The 15,948-nt window shown below is 37.7% G+C and carries 15 protein-coding genes; 5 read left to right on the top strand and 10 right to left on the bottom strand.

The features are described from left to right. Positions 1-75: 75 nt before the first annotated feature. Positions 76-969 (bottom strand): 4-hydroxy-tetrahydrodipicolinate synthase, encoded by an 894-nt coding sequence (gene dapA, locus O1Q79_RS06205; protein ID WP_386687198.1) that lies wholly within the window; start codon positions 967-969, stop codon positions 76-78. 139 nt (positions 970-1,108) lie between these two features. Between dapA and bcp the strand changes: the two genes are divergently transcribed. Further along, entirely contained in the window at positions 1,109-1,579 is a 471-nt protein-coding gene (gene bcp / locus O1Q79_RS06210) for a thioredoxin-dependent thiol peroxidase (protein ID WP_386690924.1), read from the top strand. A gap of 58 nt (positions 1,580-1,637) precedes the next feature. On the opposite strand, the gene cgtA is transcribed toward bcp, so the two are convergent. From cgtA to rplU, 4 genes are all read right to left on the bottom strand, one after another. Next, on the bottom strand, positions 1,638-2,810 hold the full coding sequence (cgtA, locus tag O1Q79_RS06215; protein WP_386687202.1) for an Obg family GTPase CgtA: 1,173 nt from the start codon (positions 2,808-2,810) through the stop codon (positions 1,638-1,640). 28 nt (positions 2,811-2,838) lie between these two features. Further along, positions 2,839-3,768: a DMT family transporter gene (locus O1Q79_RS06220; RefSeq protein ID WP_386690927.1), complete on the bottom strand. Its 930-nt coding sequence runs from the start codon at positions 3,766-3,768 to the stop codon at positions 2,839-2,841. Between the two features lie 108 nt (positions 3,769-3,876). Beyond that, complete coding sequence (gene rpmA / locus O1Q79_RS06225; protein ID WP_386687206.1) at positions 3,877-4,134, bottom strand: 50S ribosomal protein L27; 258 nt, start codon at positions 4,132-4,134, stop codon at positions 3,877-3,879. 20 nt (positions 4,135-4,154) lie between these two features. Then, entirely contained in the window at positions 4,155-4,466 is a 312-nt protein-coding gene (gene rplU / locus O1Q79_RS06230) for a 50S ribosomal protein L21 (protein WP_386690929.1), read from the bottom strand. A 242-nt stretch (positions 4,467-4,708) separates the two neighbouring features. Here rplU and ispB point away from each other — a divergent pair, with 242 nt between their 5' ends. Together ispB and O1Q79_RS06240 are read left to right on the top strand one after the other, a co-directional pair. Then, on the top strand, positions 4,709-5,680 hold the full coding sequence (ispB, locus tag O1Q79_RS06235; RefSeq protein WP_386693361.1) for an octaprenyl diphosphate synthase: 972 nt from the start codon (positions 4,709-4,711) through the stop codon (positions 5,678-5,680). A 1-nt stretch (position 5,681) separates the two neighbouring features. Then, on the top strand, positions 5,682-6,410 hold the full coding sequence (locus tag O1Q79_RS06240) for an epoxyqueuosine reductase QueH (RefSeq protein WP_386687210.1): 729 nt from the start codon (positions 5,682-5,684) through the stop codon (positions 6,408-6,410). 65 nt (positions 6,411-6,475) lie between these two features. Here the strand turns inward: O1Q79_RS06240 and O1Q79_RS06245 are convergent, their stop codons facing one another. From O1Q79_RS06245 to mpl, 4 genes are all read right to left on the bottom strand, one after another. Then, entirely contained in the window at positions 6,476-6,772 is a 297-nt protein-coding gene (locus O1Q79_RS06245) for a HigA family addiction module antitoxin (protein ID WP_386690931.1), read from the bottom strand. A gap of 11 nt (positions 6,773-6,783) precedes the next feature. Continuing rightward, positions 6,784-7,062, bottom strand: a complete 279-nt coding sequence (locus O1Q79_RS06250; RefSeq protein WP_386690934.1) for a type II toxin-antitoxin system RelE/ParE family toxin — start codon at positions 7,060-7,062, stop codon at positions 6,784-6,786. Between the two features lie 200 nt (positions 7,063-7,262). Continuing rightward, positions 7,263-10,313 (bottom strand): Eco57I restriction-modification methylase domain-containing protein, encoded by a 3,051-nt coding sequence (locus O1Q79_RS06255; RefSeq protein ID WP_386690937.1) that lies wholly within the window; start codon positions 10,311-10,313, stop codon positions 7,263-7,265. Between the two features lie 20 nt (positions 10,314-10,333). Beyond that, on the bottom strand, positions 10,334-11,698 hold the full coding sequence (mpl, locus tag O1Q79_RS06260) for a UDP-N-acetylmuramate:L-alanyl-gamma-D-glutamyl-meso-diaminopimelate ligase (protein WP_386690940.1): 1,365 nt from the start codon (positions 11,696-11,698) through the stop codon (positions 10,334-10,336). Positions 11,699-11,877: 179 nt separating this feature from the next. Between mpl and fbp the strand changes: the two genes are divergently transcribed. Beyond that, on the top strand, positions 11,878-12,879 hold the full coding sequence (gene fbp / locus O1Q79_RS06265; RefSeq protein ID WP_386687216.1) for a class 1 fructose-bisphosphatase: 1,002 nt from the start codon (positions 11,878-11,880) through the stop codon (positions 12,877-12,879). A 60-nt stretch (positions 12,880-12,939) separates the two neighbouring features. On the opposite strand, the gene O1Q79_RS06270 is transcribed toward fbp, so the two are convergent. Then, entirely contained in the window at positions 12,940-15,387 is a 2,448-nt protein-coding gene (locus O1Q79_RS06270) for a GDYXXLXY domain-containing protein (RefSeq protein ID WP_386690943.1), read from the bottom strand. Between the two features lie 121 nt (positions 15,388-15,508). Between O1Q79_RS06270 and gloA the strand changes: the two genes are divergently transcribed. Next, positions 15,509-15,916 carry a lactoylglutathione lyase gene (gloA, locus tag O1Q79_RS06275; protein ID WP_386687220.1) on the top strand — a complete coding sequence of 136 codons (408 nt, stop codon included), beginning with the start codon at positions 15,509-15,511 and terminating at the stop codon, positions 15,914-15,916. The last annotated feature ends 32 nt before the right edge of the window (positions 15,917-15,948 follow it).

Genomic DNA, 15,948 nt, shown 5'->3' on the forward strand with positions numbered 1-15,948 from the left:
TATATCGCACTTATAGACCACAAAAATATGAGAAAGTTTAGGGCTAATAAAATAGCCCTAAAAGTGCGGTTAAATTTAAATTAATTTTGCCTGTTGTAATGCAGCTAATACTTTCGGCTGTGCCTGTTCACTCAACACTGTTAATGGTAAACGTAAAATCGGATTACTAATTAAGCCTAATTTATATGCAGCCCATTTTACTGGAATAGGATTCCCCTCCACAAATAAGTCACGATGTAACGCCATTAAACGTTGATTAATTTCTTCCGCTTCGTCAAATTTACCCGCTAAGGCTAATTGACATATTTTTGCCATATCAGTTGGTGCAAGGTTATTCGTCACAGAAATAACCCCTTGTCCGCCCAATTTCATACTTTCTAAGAAAGTGGCATCATCACCACTCAAGAAAATAAAATCTTCGCCTGCAAGATCTTTAATTTTGCGAACACGACTGACATCGCCCGTTGCTTCTTTAATTCCAACAATATTTTCAATTTTAGCCAAACGCCCTACTGTTTCAGGTTGCATATCACTCCCTGTTCTGCCTGGTACGTTATATAAAATTTGTGGTAAATCAGTACATTCTGCAATAGCTTTAAAATGTTGATACATCCCTTCTTGGGTAGGTTTATTGTAATAAGGCACAACAGACAAACAACCTGCTACACCGCTATCATTTAATAATTTAGTCATGGTAATTGCTTCGCTAGTGGCATTTGCTCCAGCTCCAGCAATCACAGGAATTCTTCCATCTGCAAATTCTACCGTCTTTAAAATTGTTTTTACATTTTCATCAATGCTTAATGTGGCAGCTTCACCAGTTGTACCAACAGAAACAATAGCATTTGTTCCTGCTTTGATATGAAAATCAACCAATTTTTTTAGCTCGTTATAATCTATTTCACCGTGACTATCCATCGGGGTAATAAGGGCGACAATGCTACCGTAAAATAAAGGATTTGAAGACATAAAAAACCTCTCGTAATATTTTGTTGATGTTTGCTTGATAACTTTCTTCTATAATTGCTAAAATAATCGCAATTTGCAAGCAAGTTTTACCATTTTATTTAAAAAATTATAAAATAAATCATACATAAGGAATTTACGCATGAATCCATTAAAAATTGGTGAAATCGCACCGCACTTTTGCTTACACAATCAACAAGATCAAACGATTTCATTAACAGATTTTCAAGGTAAAAAGGTTCTCGTGTATTTTTATCCGAAAGCACTGACACCAGGTTGTACAACGCAGGCTTGCGGTTTGCGAGATGCCAAAATAGAACTGGATAAATTAGACGTAACAATTTTGGGTATCAGCCCCGATAGCCCGAAAAAATTAGCTCAATTTGTGGCAAAGAAAGGTTTGAATTTCGATCTTTTGTCCGATCCCGATCATCAGGTAGCGGAACAATTCGGCGTATGGGGAGAAAAGAAATTTCTAGGTAAAACCTATAATGGTATTCATCGCATCAGCTTTTTAATTAATGAGCAAGGGGTGATTGAACAGGTGTTTGATAAATTCAAAACAGGCGAGCATCATCAAGTAGTATTGGATTATTTACTGGCGAATCAATAAATCCGACTGATAGTATGCAAGTGCGGTGAAAAAATTTCTATTTTTCACCGCACTTCGATTAGCGTTCGTAAATAATCTCTACACCCTCATCGTCTTCTTCAGACCAATCGTCCCAGAAATCATCATCGTCATCTTCCACTGCATTTTGCATCGCTTCTTGATGATAATCGTCCCATTTAAATTTCACTTCGTCAGTTGGTGTATTTTCTTCTTCCACTTCTCTTGGGTTGGCTTCAATGAAATCCATAATTTCACGGGTTAAATCAGACACGTTTTTGCCTGTGACGGCGGAAATTAAGAAATAATCTTCTTCATAGCCAAGGCGTTCAGTAATCTCTTTGGCTAATTGTTGGGCTTCTTCTTCAGACATCGTATCAATTTTATTAAACACTAACCAACGTGGTTTCTCCGCCAACTTTTCACTGTATTGGAATAATTCATTTTCAATAATCGCAATATTATCCGCAGGATCACTTTCATCAATGGGAGCAATATCCACTAAATGAATCAGTACACGACAGCGTTCTAAGTGTTTTAAAAAGCGAATGCCTAACCCAGCACCTTCTGAAGCGTGTTCAATTAAGCCTGGAATATCTGCTACTACAAAGCTACGATCTGCACCAACCCGTGCTACGCCTAAACTTGGCACTAAAGTAGTAAATGGATAATCTGCTACCTTTGGTTTTGCTGCTGAAATAGCACGGATAAAGGTTGATTTCCCTGCATTCGGTAAACCTAACATACCCACATCTGCGAGTAACATTAACTCAAGCTGTAAATCTCGTTTTTCTCCAGCTGTTCCCATGGTTTTTTGACGTGGTGCTCGATTCACAGAAGATTTAAAACGTGTATTACCTAAACCATGATACCCCCCTTTTGCTACCAGCATTTTGGCACCATGCTTAGTCAGATCGCCCAATGTTTCCTTGGTATCATTATCAATGGCTCTGGTTCCTACTGGTACACGTAAAGTAATATCTTTGCCTCGTTTACCTGTGCAATCGGAACTACGTCCATTCTCACCTCGTTCGGCGGCAAAACGTTTTTCAAAGCGATAATCAATTAAAGTATTGAGATTTTCATCAGCGATTAAATATACATCTCCACCATCTCCACCATCACCGCCATCAGGTCCACCTTTTGGAATAAATTTTTCACGGCGAAAACTCACACAGCCATTACCACCGTCCCCTGCTTCAACACGAATAAGGGCTTCATCTATAAATTTCATTCTTTTATCTCCATAATATCGCCATTCATTACAGGGCGTTTTTTCTTTTATTAAATAACTTATGCCCGATGGCAGCTAACATTGCTCCAAAAACAGATAGCAATGCTCCAATATAACTCAGTGTATTAAACTCTGGTTTAGCGAAATCAGTAGGATCGAAAGCATGAATTAAATGACCGAATAATAAAGTAAATAATGGTCCCACTGTTACAACTACACTGACTTTAGACACTTCCCATTGATTTAAGGCTTCCGCATAAGCACCATAAGCCAGCGGGGTATTTAAACAACAATAAATAAAACACCCCCAAGCAAAAGGGCTAAGTTCATCAAATTGCTTATAATTCGACATTGGCATAAAAACCAAAACACAGCCAAAATACATAAACATTAAAATCTGCTGAGTACTAAAAAAACGTGCCAATATTTTTTGTGCCAAACCATACAGTACCCAAATAATCGCAGCACTAAAACCGCAAATTACACCAATCGAATAAATATTGATATTTAAAAACAAAGCAAAGCGATCATTAAAAAATAACCCTAGCCCCAAAACTAATAACACTAGCCCGATTTTTTGATGAATACCTAATTTTTCTTTAAATAATAAAATCCCAACAAGTAACATACCGAAAGAAGACACGGGGCTAAACACCTGTGCAATCATTGGCTCCACATAATTTAAGGAAGAATTATATAAAAAGAAGTTTCCTGCTAAACCAATGATGCCGATTCCCAACCAAGTGAATACCTGCAGATTAAATTGGGATAACTTCGGGAGTTTCTTTTTCCAAGCCAAAAATACAAATAAAATCGTTGTCGCCACCGTGAAACGATAAAATATAATGGTTTCTACGCTGACTACAGCTGTGACCTGTTTTAACGCTATAGGAAGTGATCCCCAAGCCATTGCAGCGGTCAAAGCCAAGAAAAAACCAAGAACTGGATTTTGTTGCATCTGACTTTCCTTGTATTTTATTATGTTCACCGATAATACGCTAAGAAAGACAAAAACGCCCCACTATATTATTTAGTAGGGCGTTTCAATTCTTTGCTAATCTGAAGATTATTCAGTTACGATACTAACAAATTTACGGCTTTTTTCGCCTTTTACTTCAAATTTAACTTTACCGTCTGCAGTCGCAAATAAAGTGTGGTCTTTCCCCATACCTACGTTTGAACCTGCGTGGAATTTGGTACCACGTTGACGAACGATAATGCTACCTGCTAAAACAGATTCACCGCCAAAACGTTTTACACCAAGGCGTTTAGCTTCAGAATCACGACCGTTACGAGTTGAACCACCAGCTTTTTTAGTTGCCATCTTCTATAACTCCTCTGATATTATGCTGAAATCCCAGTGATTTTCACTTCGGTGAACCACTGACGATGACCTTGTTGTTTACGGCTGTGTTTACGGCGACGGAACTTAACGATTTTAATTTTATCGCCACGACCTTGAGCCACCACTTCAGCCACTACTTTTGCTCCAGTAACAACTGGGGCACCAATTTTAACATCTTCACCATTAACGACCATTAACACTGAATCAAACTCAATATTTGAGCCGACTTCAAGTTCAAGTTTCTCTAAACGAACAACTTGACCTTCACTTACTCGGTGTTGTTTGCCGCCACTTTGGAAAACTGCGTACATAAATACTCCGCTAATATCGTGCTTACAATGTTATTTCATTTTTTAAGCACATTAAAACCATATAAATAGGTCGCAAATTCTACGGAAAATTGCCCTTGATAGCAAGTATTAATTTGCAATAAAACAAAAAAAGTTGAAATTTCCATTGTTTTGCATAGTTTCATTTTAGAAATCGCTAAAAATCAGTTAAAATGCACCGCACTTTAACTTAAACAATAATAAATTCTATGCAAAATAATTTAATGGATCAACAAGCTATCCAAACCTTAATTGAAGCGGATATGCGGAAAGTCAATGAAGAAATCTTAGCCCAACTAACTTCTGATGTCGCCTTAATTAATCAACTTGGCTATTACATCGTACAAAGTGGTGGAAAACGTATTCGTCCGACCATCGCCTTATTAGCCGCTCGAGCAATCGACTATCAAGGGGATTTAATGCCAATTTGTGCAACGTTCATCGAATTTATTCACACCGCCAGCCTATTGCACGATGATGTTGTAGATGAGTCTGATCTTCGTCGTGGTAATCCAACAGCGAATGCTGAATTTGGTAATGCCGCCAGTGTGTTAGTCGGGGATTTTATTTATACTCGTGCTTTCCAATTAATGGCAAAACTGAATTCCTTAAAAATGTTACGCATTATGTCTGATGCAACTAACGTACTCGCTGAAGGAGAAGTGCAACAATTAATGAACGTCAACGATCCTGATACCAGCGAAGAAAATTATATGAAAGTGATCTATCGTAAAACCGCACGTTTATTTGAGGTTTCCGCTCAAGCACCTGCTGTTATTGCTAAGGCTTCCGAAGAAATTGAAAGTGCTTTACAACAATATGGTCGTTATATTGGAACAGCTTTTCAATTAGTTGATGATATATTAGATTACAGTGCTAGTGCAGCGGCATTAGGTAAAAATATCGGTGATGATTTAGCCGAAGGAAAACCAACTTTGCCATTATTACATGCCATGCGTCATGGCAGTCCTGAGCAATCAGAACTTATCCGTCATGCTATTTTACAAGGCGGACAACGTGATATTATTAATGAAGTATTAGCCATTATGGCAGAACACAAATCACTCGATCATGCAATGGCACGAGCTAAACAAGAAGCCCAAAAAGCGGTGCAAGCGATTGCGATTTTACCTGACAGTATTTATAAACAAGCCTTAATTTCATTGGCATATTTATCCGTAGATAGAACTTATTAAGATGACTAACAACACTCAATTTGAATATCAACCTAAACAAAGAAAACGTAAAGAACGCAAAGATCCGAACGCCCCTTTTGTTCGCCCTAAATTAGACTTGCCAAACGGACACAACAAATTACTGTTACATTCTTGTTGTGCGCCTTGCTCAGGCGAAGTTATGGAAGCGATTTTAGCTTCGGGGATTGAATTCACCATTTATTTTTATAACCCCAACATTCACCCATTAAAAGAATATATGATCCGCAAAGAGGAAAATATTCGCTTTGCAGAAAAACACAATATTCCCTTTATTGATGTGGACGATGATTACGAAAACGACCGTAAAATCTGGTTCAAGAAAGCTGAGGGCATGGAATGGGAACCCGAGCGAGGTATTCGTTGCACCATGTGCTTTGATATGCGTTTTGAAAAAGCCGCTCAATATGCTCACGAAAACGGCTTCCCCGTATTCACCAGCTGTTTAGGCATTTCTCGCTGGAAAGACATGAACCAAATCAACGACTGCGGACACCGTGCTGCCAGCCATTATGACGATGTGGAATATTGGGACTACAACTGGCGAAAAGGCGGTGGCTCCGCTCGCATGATTGAAATCAGCAAGCGTGAACGTTTCTATCAACAAGAATATTGTGGCTGCGTTTATTCATTGCGTGACAGCAATAAATGGCGATTGGAAACGGGGCGTGAACGGATTGAGATTGGGAAGTTGTATTATTCACCAGATTAAAAAGCTCAAAAAACCTTAAAAAAGCACCGTAGTTTTAAAACTGCGGTGCTTTTTTGTGTGGTTTTCTAAGCATAAGCGGGTGTGTTAAATACTGGCTTAATTTGTTGATAAGAAACATCTTTTGCATGTTTTGCTTGCCACAAATCATATTGATTTTGCAAGTCTAGCCATAATTCAGCACGAGTTTCAAAGGCTTGGCTTAAACGTAGGGACATTTCTGCTGAAATTGCTTTTTTACCCTTTAAAATACGGCTTAACTCTGCACTCGGTACGCCTAAATGTTTTGCCATATCGGTTACGCTAATATCGCCCATATATTCTTTTAAAATTTTGCCAGGGTGGGCTGGGTTGTACATTTCCATTATTCTACTCCCTAATGATAGTCTTGATAATCAACAATTTCGGCATTTTCGCCGTCAAATCTGAATGTTAAACGCCAATTTCCACTGACAGAAACCGCCCAATGTCCTTTTAAATCCCCTTTTAATGGATGCAGTTTCCAACTTGGAATATCCATATCTAAAGCGGATTTAGCAATATTCAGTGTGGTGAGTTGTGAATTTAATCTATCTTTATGCTTCACCTGAATCCCTGCGGTTGAACCTGTTCTAAAAAAACGTTCTAGTCCCTTATGTTTAAAAGAAATAATCATTGCTCACTCACCTTTGGTGCAGTGTGCTGTTACATTATACGCCTAGCTAAAGGATTTGCAATGTAGCTGCACGGTTGTTAATGAGTGGATTTTATAAAGATAAAGGGAAACACGAAGATTATTTTGTTATTTTTGGAATCAAGATCACAAAAATGAAAAAAAGCACCACAATTCTTAGGTAAAACTGCGGTGTTTTTTTCCTATTTTTCCACTACCTTAATTTCCTCAGCTGTCAGTCCATACAAGGCATAAACTTTTTTGTTTATTTCATCATCCGTTGTTTGAATCTGTTTCAATAATGTGGCGGCTTTTTGTTGTTCGGTAGTGAAATAATCTTCCCATTCGGCATCTTGGGCTAAGGATAATTTAATTTTCTTTTTCGCCAATTCTTTGGTAAAGGTTTTATAGTCTAGCGTATGCCAATTTTGTAGATTTTTTGAAAATTCGGTTAAGTCAAATTTCCTCTCCAATAAACGTAAAAATTTGGTGATATGATTTTGTAGCTCGCTGTTTAATATGAGTATTTTGTCGGCTAATGTGATAAAAGGCTGTTGTTCAGATTGGCTAATTTTTGGAATAGGCAAATTTTCAAGGTGATAGGCTTTTACTTCTGCCAATGCTTCACCTTGTTCAGGGTTAATCAACTGATAATAAAAATTCACTAATTTAGAATTTAAAACAGCTAAGGTATATTTTAAATTGATGTTTTCATCTTTGGCTAATACAATATGTGTATTATTTCTCATCACATAACCAGCAGAAATAAAATTGCCAATAATGCAGTCTGATGTTTGCCGAAAAATCAATTTTTCATCACAACTAAAAATCTCTTTATCTCGTGGTGCAGCTAGCCATTCGCCGTATTTAATCCAATTATCGTTATTCCATAATAATTGATAACGATAAAAATTACTTCCACCAATTAAAGGCTGAAAGCTGTCATCTAATTTTTTTTCTGATGTATATGGTTTTATTTTTAACGTTTCGGCAGTTTGTTTTGGCGTACCTTTGCCTTTTTCATAAGGTTTAACGCCATTTTTCACCAACAACACATCTTTCAAAAAAACTGAGTGTTGTTCCATTTTCTGTTTAATCGCAATGCTCTTATTATTTAAAAACAAATTAACAATTTCTTGTTGAGCTAAAATTTCTTGCGATAATTTGGATTGCTTATATTCGTTTTGAATATTACCAATCACAACATCAATATTGGGGGGGGAAATATCCCATGCGGTTTTTTGAATAATCAAGGTATCTACATCAACCGTTGCTTCTTCAAATACTTTTTCGGTATGTTGTGCAATTCCTTTAATAGTGAATTGTTTTGACAACATGAATTGTCTAAATACATCAGCATTTTTAATTAACCGCCATGTATTCGGTGCAATATAACTCATGTATCCGTTCAATTTAACTAAGGCATTTAAAGCCAAAATATAAAAGGCAATATAAGTATCGGATAAGTTTTTACCTAAGCCACAATTTTTAAATTGTTCAATAATAAAATCAATGCTTTGACTATCTAATTTCGCCCCATACGGCGGATTCCCAATCACCACATCAAAGCCACCATTTTTAAATACTTCGGGAAATTCGGCTTGCCAATTAAAGGCTTTGTCGCCCGCAATTTCAGGATCAGAAATTAACGAATTGCCGCATTTTAAATTATTGCTTAAAGTAGATAATTTGCGGTGCGGTTCGGCGGTGCGTAACCAAAGCGAGAGTTTGGCAATTTCAATACTTTCTTCGTTAATATCCACACCAAAAAGGTTGTTTTCCAAAATATGGTTTTGCACGTCGGGGAATAGTAAGCTGTCGCCGTAAAGATTGCGTTCTAGTTCGTCAATGTGTTGATGTTCGGCGATTAAGAAATTTAACGCCTCATTTAAAAATGCCCCTGAACCGCAAGCAGGATCGCAAATGCGAATATCGAGCAACCAATCCCGATAGGTTTTGAGCTTGTCCGCCAAGGGATTGATTAAACTGGCATCTTGCTTTTTCTTTTTGCCGGTTTTGGTGAATTGCACCTCTTGATAATAATCACTATCCACGATCGCCAGTTCGGCTTTTTTATCTTGGCACAATTTGCCCAACGTGTGTTGCACAATGTAGCTGGTGATGTATTTTGGAGTGTAATAAACGCCGTCTTGTTTGCGTTTATTGACGGCATTTGGGGCTGATTCGCCACGCAATTCCGCCTTAATTTCATCAATTTCATTGAGGGAATTTTCAAAAATATGCCCCAGAATATTCACATCCACATCGCTGGCAAAATCATAATCGGATAACTTAACAATATGCGTATAAAGCAATTCATCGCTGATAATCAGGCTATCCAATACATCATCAGATTTAAATAAACCGCCGTTATAGGCAAAAATTTCGCCGTGTTCGTCTTTGTAACCGCGGTCTAAATAACCGAAATAATTTTTTAAATGCTGATAAATGGTGAGTGGAATATGCAAGGTTTTGGCTTGTTGCCATTCTTTGGTCATTCGCCGTGCGGTGTTGGCCGGCAGTAAATTGCTGTCTTCCGCAAAGAAAATAAACAACAGGCGATCGAGCAATTTTTGGCTTTTGTTAAACAGCACCAACGGATCAATATTAGGATTTTGTTGGCGTAAATCGGCAAATAATTCACGCTTAAATTGGCTGTAATCTTTATACAAGGCTTTGGTAACTTTTTCTTCTTGAGATAAGGATTCTGCCTTGAGTTTTAACGGCAAATCACCTAATAAATTCACCGCACTTACTAGCAAATACAATAGGCAAAATTGCTCAAAAGTTAACTTGAACAAATCAAATTCCACAAATTCCACTGCATTATCAATATAAAAACGCAATTTTTGGAAATTCGCGGTGATCACATAACGACAAGAGGGGTGATGATTTTTATAGCCAAAGGCTTGTTGCTCAATGCTGTCTAAATTGCTGGTATCCATGCCTTTCAACTCAATCACTGCCAACGCTTTGCCGTCTTTTAAAATCGCCCCATCGGCTTTTTTTGCCCCTGAGAGATTTTTAAATTCGGTGGTGAGATTGTAATTTTCCGCTGGATTGAGTGTATAACCCAAAATGTTCACAAACAAATCACGTAAAAAGCCTTCTTGATATTGTTCTTCCTTGCTTTGACGAATATTTTGTTGGATATTCGGATCATGAAAATGCTGGCAAAATTGTTGATAAGCCAGTTGCATATCTGTTTCATTTTGCTGTTTTAGGTACTGTTGCAGAATGATTTGTTGAAACATAATGAAATTCCGTGAAATTTTTACTTCGCCAACTTATCCAATAACTTCTGGTGAATCCCACCAAAACTACCATTTGACATGACTAAAATATGATCTGTCGGTTTGGCTTCTGCTACCACAAAATCTACCAATTTATCAACATCCGCCGCCCACTTAACTGGCTGTACGCAATGAGCTGCAATCTCTGCCACTTCCCACGGAATGTTATCAGGTTGCAATAAAAATACCTTATCTGCTCGTACTACTGCTGGTGCAATTTCATCTTTATGATGACCCATTTTCATCGTGTTAGAACGAGGTTCTAGTACAGCGAAAATACGTACTCCGCCACCTACTTTATCTCGAAGTGCGGTCAACGTAGCTTGAATTTCTGTTGGGTGATGAGCAAAATCATCATAAACCGTCACGCCATTCACTGTCCCTTTCACTTCTAAACGGCGTTTTGCATTCACAAACGAGCTCAAGGCTTGTGCAGCCTTTTGCACCGAAATGCCTGCGTGATGTGCGGCGGCAATCGCCATTAAGGCGTTGTGCATATTGTGTTGACCGACAATGTTCCATTGCACCTCGGCGGTTTTTTCACCGTGATGATATACCGCAAAATGGGTGCAATCTTGGCGTAAACGTTCGGCGTGCCATTCTTGATCTTTACCGATAAATTGCTTACCTGACCAGCAACCCATATCCAAGGTTTCTTTCACACTTTGCTCATCTGCCACCGACAGCACTAAGCCAGATTGCGGAATGGTACGGATCACGTGGTGAAATTGGCGTTGAATGGCGTGCAGATCATCGAAAATATCGGCGTGATCGAAGCCGATATTGTTGATAATCAGGGTTTTTGGATTGTAATGCACAAATTTAGAGCGTTTATCAAAAAACGCCGTGTCGTATTCATCTGCTTCAATCACAAAATACGGACTGTCGGTAAAACGAGCGGAAACGCCGAAATTGCCTGCGATACCACCGATTAAGAAACTCGGATTTAAACCGTTTTGTTCCAAAATCCAAGTGAGCATGCCTGTGGTGGTGGTTTTGCCATGGGTGCCTGACACAGCGAACACCCAACGATTACGCAATAAATTATCATGTAACCACTGTGGACCTGATGTGAACGGAAGTTGATTTTCAAGCACATATTCCACACAAGGGTTGCCTCGTTTCATGGCGTTACCCACAATCACCATGTCAGGTGCTGGTTGTAATTGAGAGATCTCAAAATGAGGTATAATTTCAATCCCGCTTTGTTCCAAAAAGGTGGACATTGGGGGATAAACCTGTGTGTCTGAACCCGTTACATGATAGCCCATTTGTTTGGCAATCATGGCGACACCGCCCATAAAAGTGCCACAGATACCTAAAATATGAATATGTTGTGTTGTCATTCTTAACTCTTATTATTTGTACAAACTATTGAAAAATTTGTGCGTTAGATCACATTATTAAACATTCATCATATTGATGAAAAACTAAAGTTGTTATGATAATCCAAGTTTCTTACGCCGTCTAGCAAGAAAGTGCGGTGCAAAATTAATGATTTTTTAATGTCAAACAGAGATTAGCTATGAAAACCCTAGATGCTTTTATTATCGAAAAACAAGCTGAATACCCGAATGCCAAAGGGGCATTATCTGGTATCCTTTCTTCCATTCGTTTAGTTGCCAAAGTGATTCACCGCGATATTAACCGTGCAGGTTTAACCAATGATATTTTAGGCTATGCTGGCAATCAAAATGTGCAAGGTGAAAGCCAAATGAAACTAGATGTGATTGCCAACGATACTTTCAAACGTGCCTTAATGGCTCGTGAAGATGTGGCTGGCTTTGCTTCTGAAGAAGAAGACAATTTTATTGCGTTTGATACAGAACGGGGACGTAATGCACGTTATATTATTTTAACCGATCCCCTTGATGGTTCGTCTAATATTGATGTCAATGTATCAGTAGGGACTATTTTCTCAATTTATCGCCGAGTATCTCCAGTAGGCACCCCAGTAACCTTAGAAGATTTTATGCAACCGGGTAATCAACAAGTAGCTTCAGGTTATGTGGTGTATGGTTCTTCTACGATGTTAGTTTATACCACGGGCAATGGCGTGAATGGTTTTACTTACGATCCAACCTTAGGCGAATTTTGTCTTTCTCACGAAAATTTCCAAATGCCACATCATGGCAAAATTTACTCCATTAACGAGGGGCAATATTTGAAATTCCCAATGGGCGTGAAAAAATATATTAAATATTGCCAAGAAGAAGATGCCACTACACAACGTCCTTATACTTCTCGCTATATTGGTTCTTTAGTATCCGATTTCCACCGTAATATGCTCAAAGGGGGAATTTATATTTACCCAAGTGCCACCAATTATCCAGACGGTAAACTGCGTTTGCTTTATGAAGGTAATCCAATGGCATTTTTAGCCGAACAAGCAGGCGGATTGGCAAGTGATGGCTATCAACGTATTTTAGATATTCAACCAAGCGAACTCCATCAACGGGTACCATTATTTGTCGGCTCAAAAGCCATGGTAGAAAAAGCACAAGAGTTTATGGCTGAATTTCATTAATTGAAGAACGCTACTAAGCAATATTAAATCGCCCCCTTATTATAGGGGGCGATTTCTATTTTACAGGGCATGAAGATCTTCATCTAATAATCTTAGCAACAAGGCTTTACCTTGTTTAAAGCGATATTCGCCATATTTTGCTTGGGCATAATATTGATCCTTTCCTTCTGCAAAGAAATAACTATGGGTAGGTAATTTATAGCCATCATATTTCGTTACTTTTATCGGTAAATATACCCCTTTGGTACAATGTTTAAATTCGGTCGGTATTTCCGTTTCCACTGCACAGAAATGTGCAATATGTTGAGCATTAATCTCTAATAACACATAGAGCTTATATGGTTTCAATGGATCGTTCTGCTGATCTAAACTCGCCTCATTCTGTTCTTGTAACCTATTTAACGATGGAATTTCTTCCAATAGTTGATAATTTAATGCCATATAATCACCTTGCATGAGTGATCTTGGATCTACTGGTGCAAGCGGTAAAATAATAGGTTCACCATTATTTAGCACATCTTCATTTTGTTGAATCAGATAATTTGCTCCAATTAACATGGTAACTAAAATAACTAAATTCACCACCATTTTAAGCGAAAAAACAGGGGAATTTTTCACCGCACTTTGTGCTGTATTTGTATCACTAAGAGCTGGCGAAGTTTGTCTTGGTTTATTTTCATACCAAAGCCATACACTGACTAAACTGAAAATAACACCAACCCCTAAAAGAAGAAACGATTTATATAATAATGGCAAATTGAGGTTGTAATAATATTGCCCCAAATTATCTAACATCATTATTATCGTCAGACTAAACAATAAGTAACTATGATTAATATGGGCTAACAATAATAAACCAAAGATAAATAAAATCACAGGGTTTGAAATGAAGCTGACTGCCATAAAAAGCAACACCAGTGTAATAAGTGCGGTGCTTTTTAAAGATGTTTCTTGGCTTTTATTAAAATATAAGAAAATTACCAACGGCAAACAGCATACTGCCATAAACAATATTTTAGTCAAAGACCAAGGAGGACTAAAAAAATCTTGGGTCACTTGAGCGAAAAAGGTGGGTGAAAGACTTTCTAATGGTGTGTCAAAGAGTGTTAATTGCCAATCAGTAACATCAAAGAAAGGTAAAGCAAACACCGAAATAATGCCTGCCCAAGCGATTGGTTTTAGAATATTAAGCCATTTTTCTTGTTTTAATTGGCTCAAACCAAGCAAAAGTGCCGCCGTCAATAACATTAATAGACTGTAGAATATGCCTGTATATTGCAAAATAAAATCTTGTTGTTGCCAACAGATAGTGGTCAACACAAGCAAAACGGCTAATATTCGCACCCAATGAGCTTCTGTTATAAAAAATATCACGGTACAATAAATCAACATAAGACAAAGCATATAGATTTCTTGGTCATCACCTGAAGCAAAGAAATAGACCATAGATACAATTCCGCCCATTGCGAGCAACATCTGAATAATAAAAGGGGCTATTTGTTTGGCTTTAGCAATAATGGACGCAAATAACAACAAAATAGCGGTGAATAATAAACTACTTTCTTCTGGTATATTAAACACAAAGACGAGTACACCAATCAATAAAAGACCCACCAAACAAGCAAAAAAGAGCATCATTAATTGAATAACCCAATTAAATTCAAGCCGTGGGTATTTTTCCGCAAATATTTTTTTCAGGTATATCATTCCGCCGATAAAAGCACTGATAGTCAAGACAAACATCATCAGAATCAGGGATTCATCGCTATCTTTACCATAGGTTAATAACGCCATATTGACTGCAAGAATGGTACTGGAGAAATAAAGGGCTAAGCAAAAAATATCCCCTTTTCGTTGTTTATAAAGAAACAAACCAACAAGAGAAATAAACAACACAATCAACGCATTATATTCCAGACCGTATTGCATAAATACATTCAGTAAAAATAACAAATTACTTATCTTGGGCAAAATACGCCATTGTTGATCGTGAAAAGTGCGGTGAAAAAATTCACTGACTAGCACAAAGCATAGATTTAATCCCATCAAATAATAAGGTGCATCAAATACAAAATAAAAGTGAGCGTCTAATAATAAGAATGTGGCAATATTCGCCGTGGCAATAAATAACAAAGCATTAGCAATATTCGGCAAAATACATAATAATGTCAGTTGTAACAAACACCACCACGCAAATAATTCCCATGTATCCGCACCAGTTTGATAAATTTGCCCGATTAATGCCAATAACGCACCGATTAACACTGCCGATAAAAAAGCAAAGGCATAATGAGAGAACCCAACCGACTTGCGTAATCGCCAAGTCAACAGAACAAAACTCAAACTAAGTAAAGCCTGTGTGGCATATAGTTTCTCAAATTTATTGAAACTATCCCAATTTGCTGCCACCCAAGTTACAGAACCGCTGGCAACAAAACCAACCGCAAATAAAAGAAATAACAATCTTAGGTATTGTTGCCAATTAAATTGAAATAATGAAATACGCATTTTGTCTTCCTTAAACGAGAACCGATTCACTAATACTTTCGCCAATAATACCGATTTAAATCTGATTTATCACCAAATTTGTGGCATAATCTCCGTAACGATTTAGATTGGAGAAAATATCATGCGAATTTTACACACAATGTTACGTGTCGGTAATTTAGACCGTTCAATTAAATTCTATCAAGATGTATTAGGTATGCGTTTATTACGTACCAGTGAAAATCCTGAATATAAATATTCCCTTGCCTTTTTAGGTTATGCAGACGAAGATGAATCTGCGGTACTGGAACTCACCTATAACTGGGGAGTAGAACAATATGAATTGGGTACCGCTTATGGTCATATCGCTATCGGTGTTGATGATATTTATGCCACTTGCCAAGCAGTAAAAGCCGCTGGCGGTAAAGTAACACGTGAAGCTGGTCCAGTGAAAGGTGGCAAAACCGTGATCGCATTTGTAGAAGATCCTGATGGTTACAAAATCGAATTTATCGAAAATAAAAACGCTAAAGCCGCTTTAGGCAACTAAAGTGCGGTGTAATTTTAACTCATTTTCGGTGC

It is taken from the genome of Lonepinella sp. MS14434, from assembly GCF_042468235.1.
In the GTDB taxonomy this organism is placed as follows: domain Bacteria; phylum Pseudomonadota; class Gammaproteobacteria; order Enterobacterales; family Pasteurellaceae; genus Lonepinella.

Excerpts from the sequence above, each read along its gene's own strand:
- dapA (WP_386687198.1), bottom strand. The coding sequence starts at position 969 with ATGTCTTCAAATCCTTTATTTTACGGTAGCATTGTCGCCCTTATTACC.
- bcp (WP_386690924.1), top strand. The coding sequence starts at position 1,109 with ATGAATCCATTAAAAATTGGTGAAATCGCACCGCACTTTTGCTTACAC.
- cgtA (WP_386687202.1), bottom strand. The coding sequence starts at position 2,810 with ATGAAATTTATAGATGAAGCCCTTATTCGTGTTGAAGCAGGGGACGGT.
- O1Q79_RS06220 (WP_386690927.1), bottom strand. The coding sequence starts at position 3,768 with ATGCAACAAAATCCAGTTCTTGGTTTTTTCTTGGCTTTGACCGCTGCA.
- rpmA (WP_386687206.1), bottom strand. The coding sequence starts at position 4,134 with ATGGCAACTAAAAAAGCTGGTGGTTCAACTCGTAACGGTCGTGATTCT.
- rplU (WP_386690929.1), bottom strand. The coding sequence starts at position 4,466 with ATGTACGCAGTTTTCCAAAGTGGCGGCAAACAACACCGAGTAAGTGAA.
- ispB (WP_386693361.1), top strand. The coding sequence starts at position 4,709 with ATGGATCAACAAGCTATCCAAACCTTAATTGAAGCGGATATGCGGAAA.
- O1Q79_RS06240 (WP_386687210.1), top strand. The coding sequence starts at position 5,682 with ATGACTAACAACACTCAATTTGAATATCAACCTAAACAAAGAAAACGT.
- O1Q79_RS06245 (WP_386690931.1), bottom strand. The coding sequence starts at position 6,772 with ATGGAAATGTACAACCCAGCCCACCCTGGCAAAATTTTAAAAGAATAT.
- O1Q79_RS06250 (WP_386690934.1), bottom strand. The coding sequence starts at position 7,062 with ATGATTATTTCTTTTAAACATAAGGGACTAGAACGTTTTTTTAGAACA.
- O1Q79_RS06255 (WP_386690937.1), bottom strand. The coding sequence starts at position 10,313 with ATGTTTCAACAAATCATTCTGCAACAGTACCTAAAACAGCAAAATGAA.
- mpl (WP_386690940.1), bottom strand. The coding sequence starts at position 11,698 with ATGACAACACAACATATTCATATTTTAGGTATCTGTGGCACTTTTATG.
- fbp (WP_386687216.1), top strand. The coding sequence starts at position 11,878 with ATGAAAACCCTAGATGCTTTTATTATCGAAAAACAAGCTGAATACCCG.
- O1Q79_RS06270 (WP_386690943.1), bottom strand. The coding sequence starts at position 15,387 with ATGCGTATTTCATTATTTCAATTTAATTGGCAACAATACCTAAGATTG.
- gloA (WP_386687220.1), top strand. The coding sequence starts at position 15,509 with ATGCGAATTTTACACACAATGTTACGTGTCGGTAATTTAGACCGTTCA.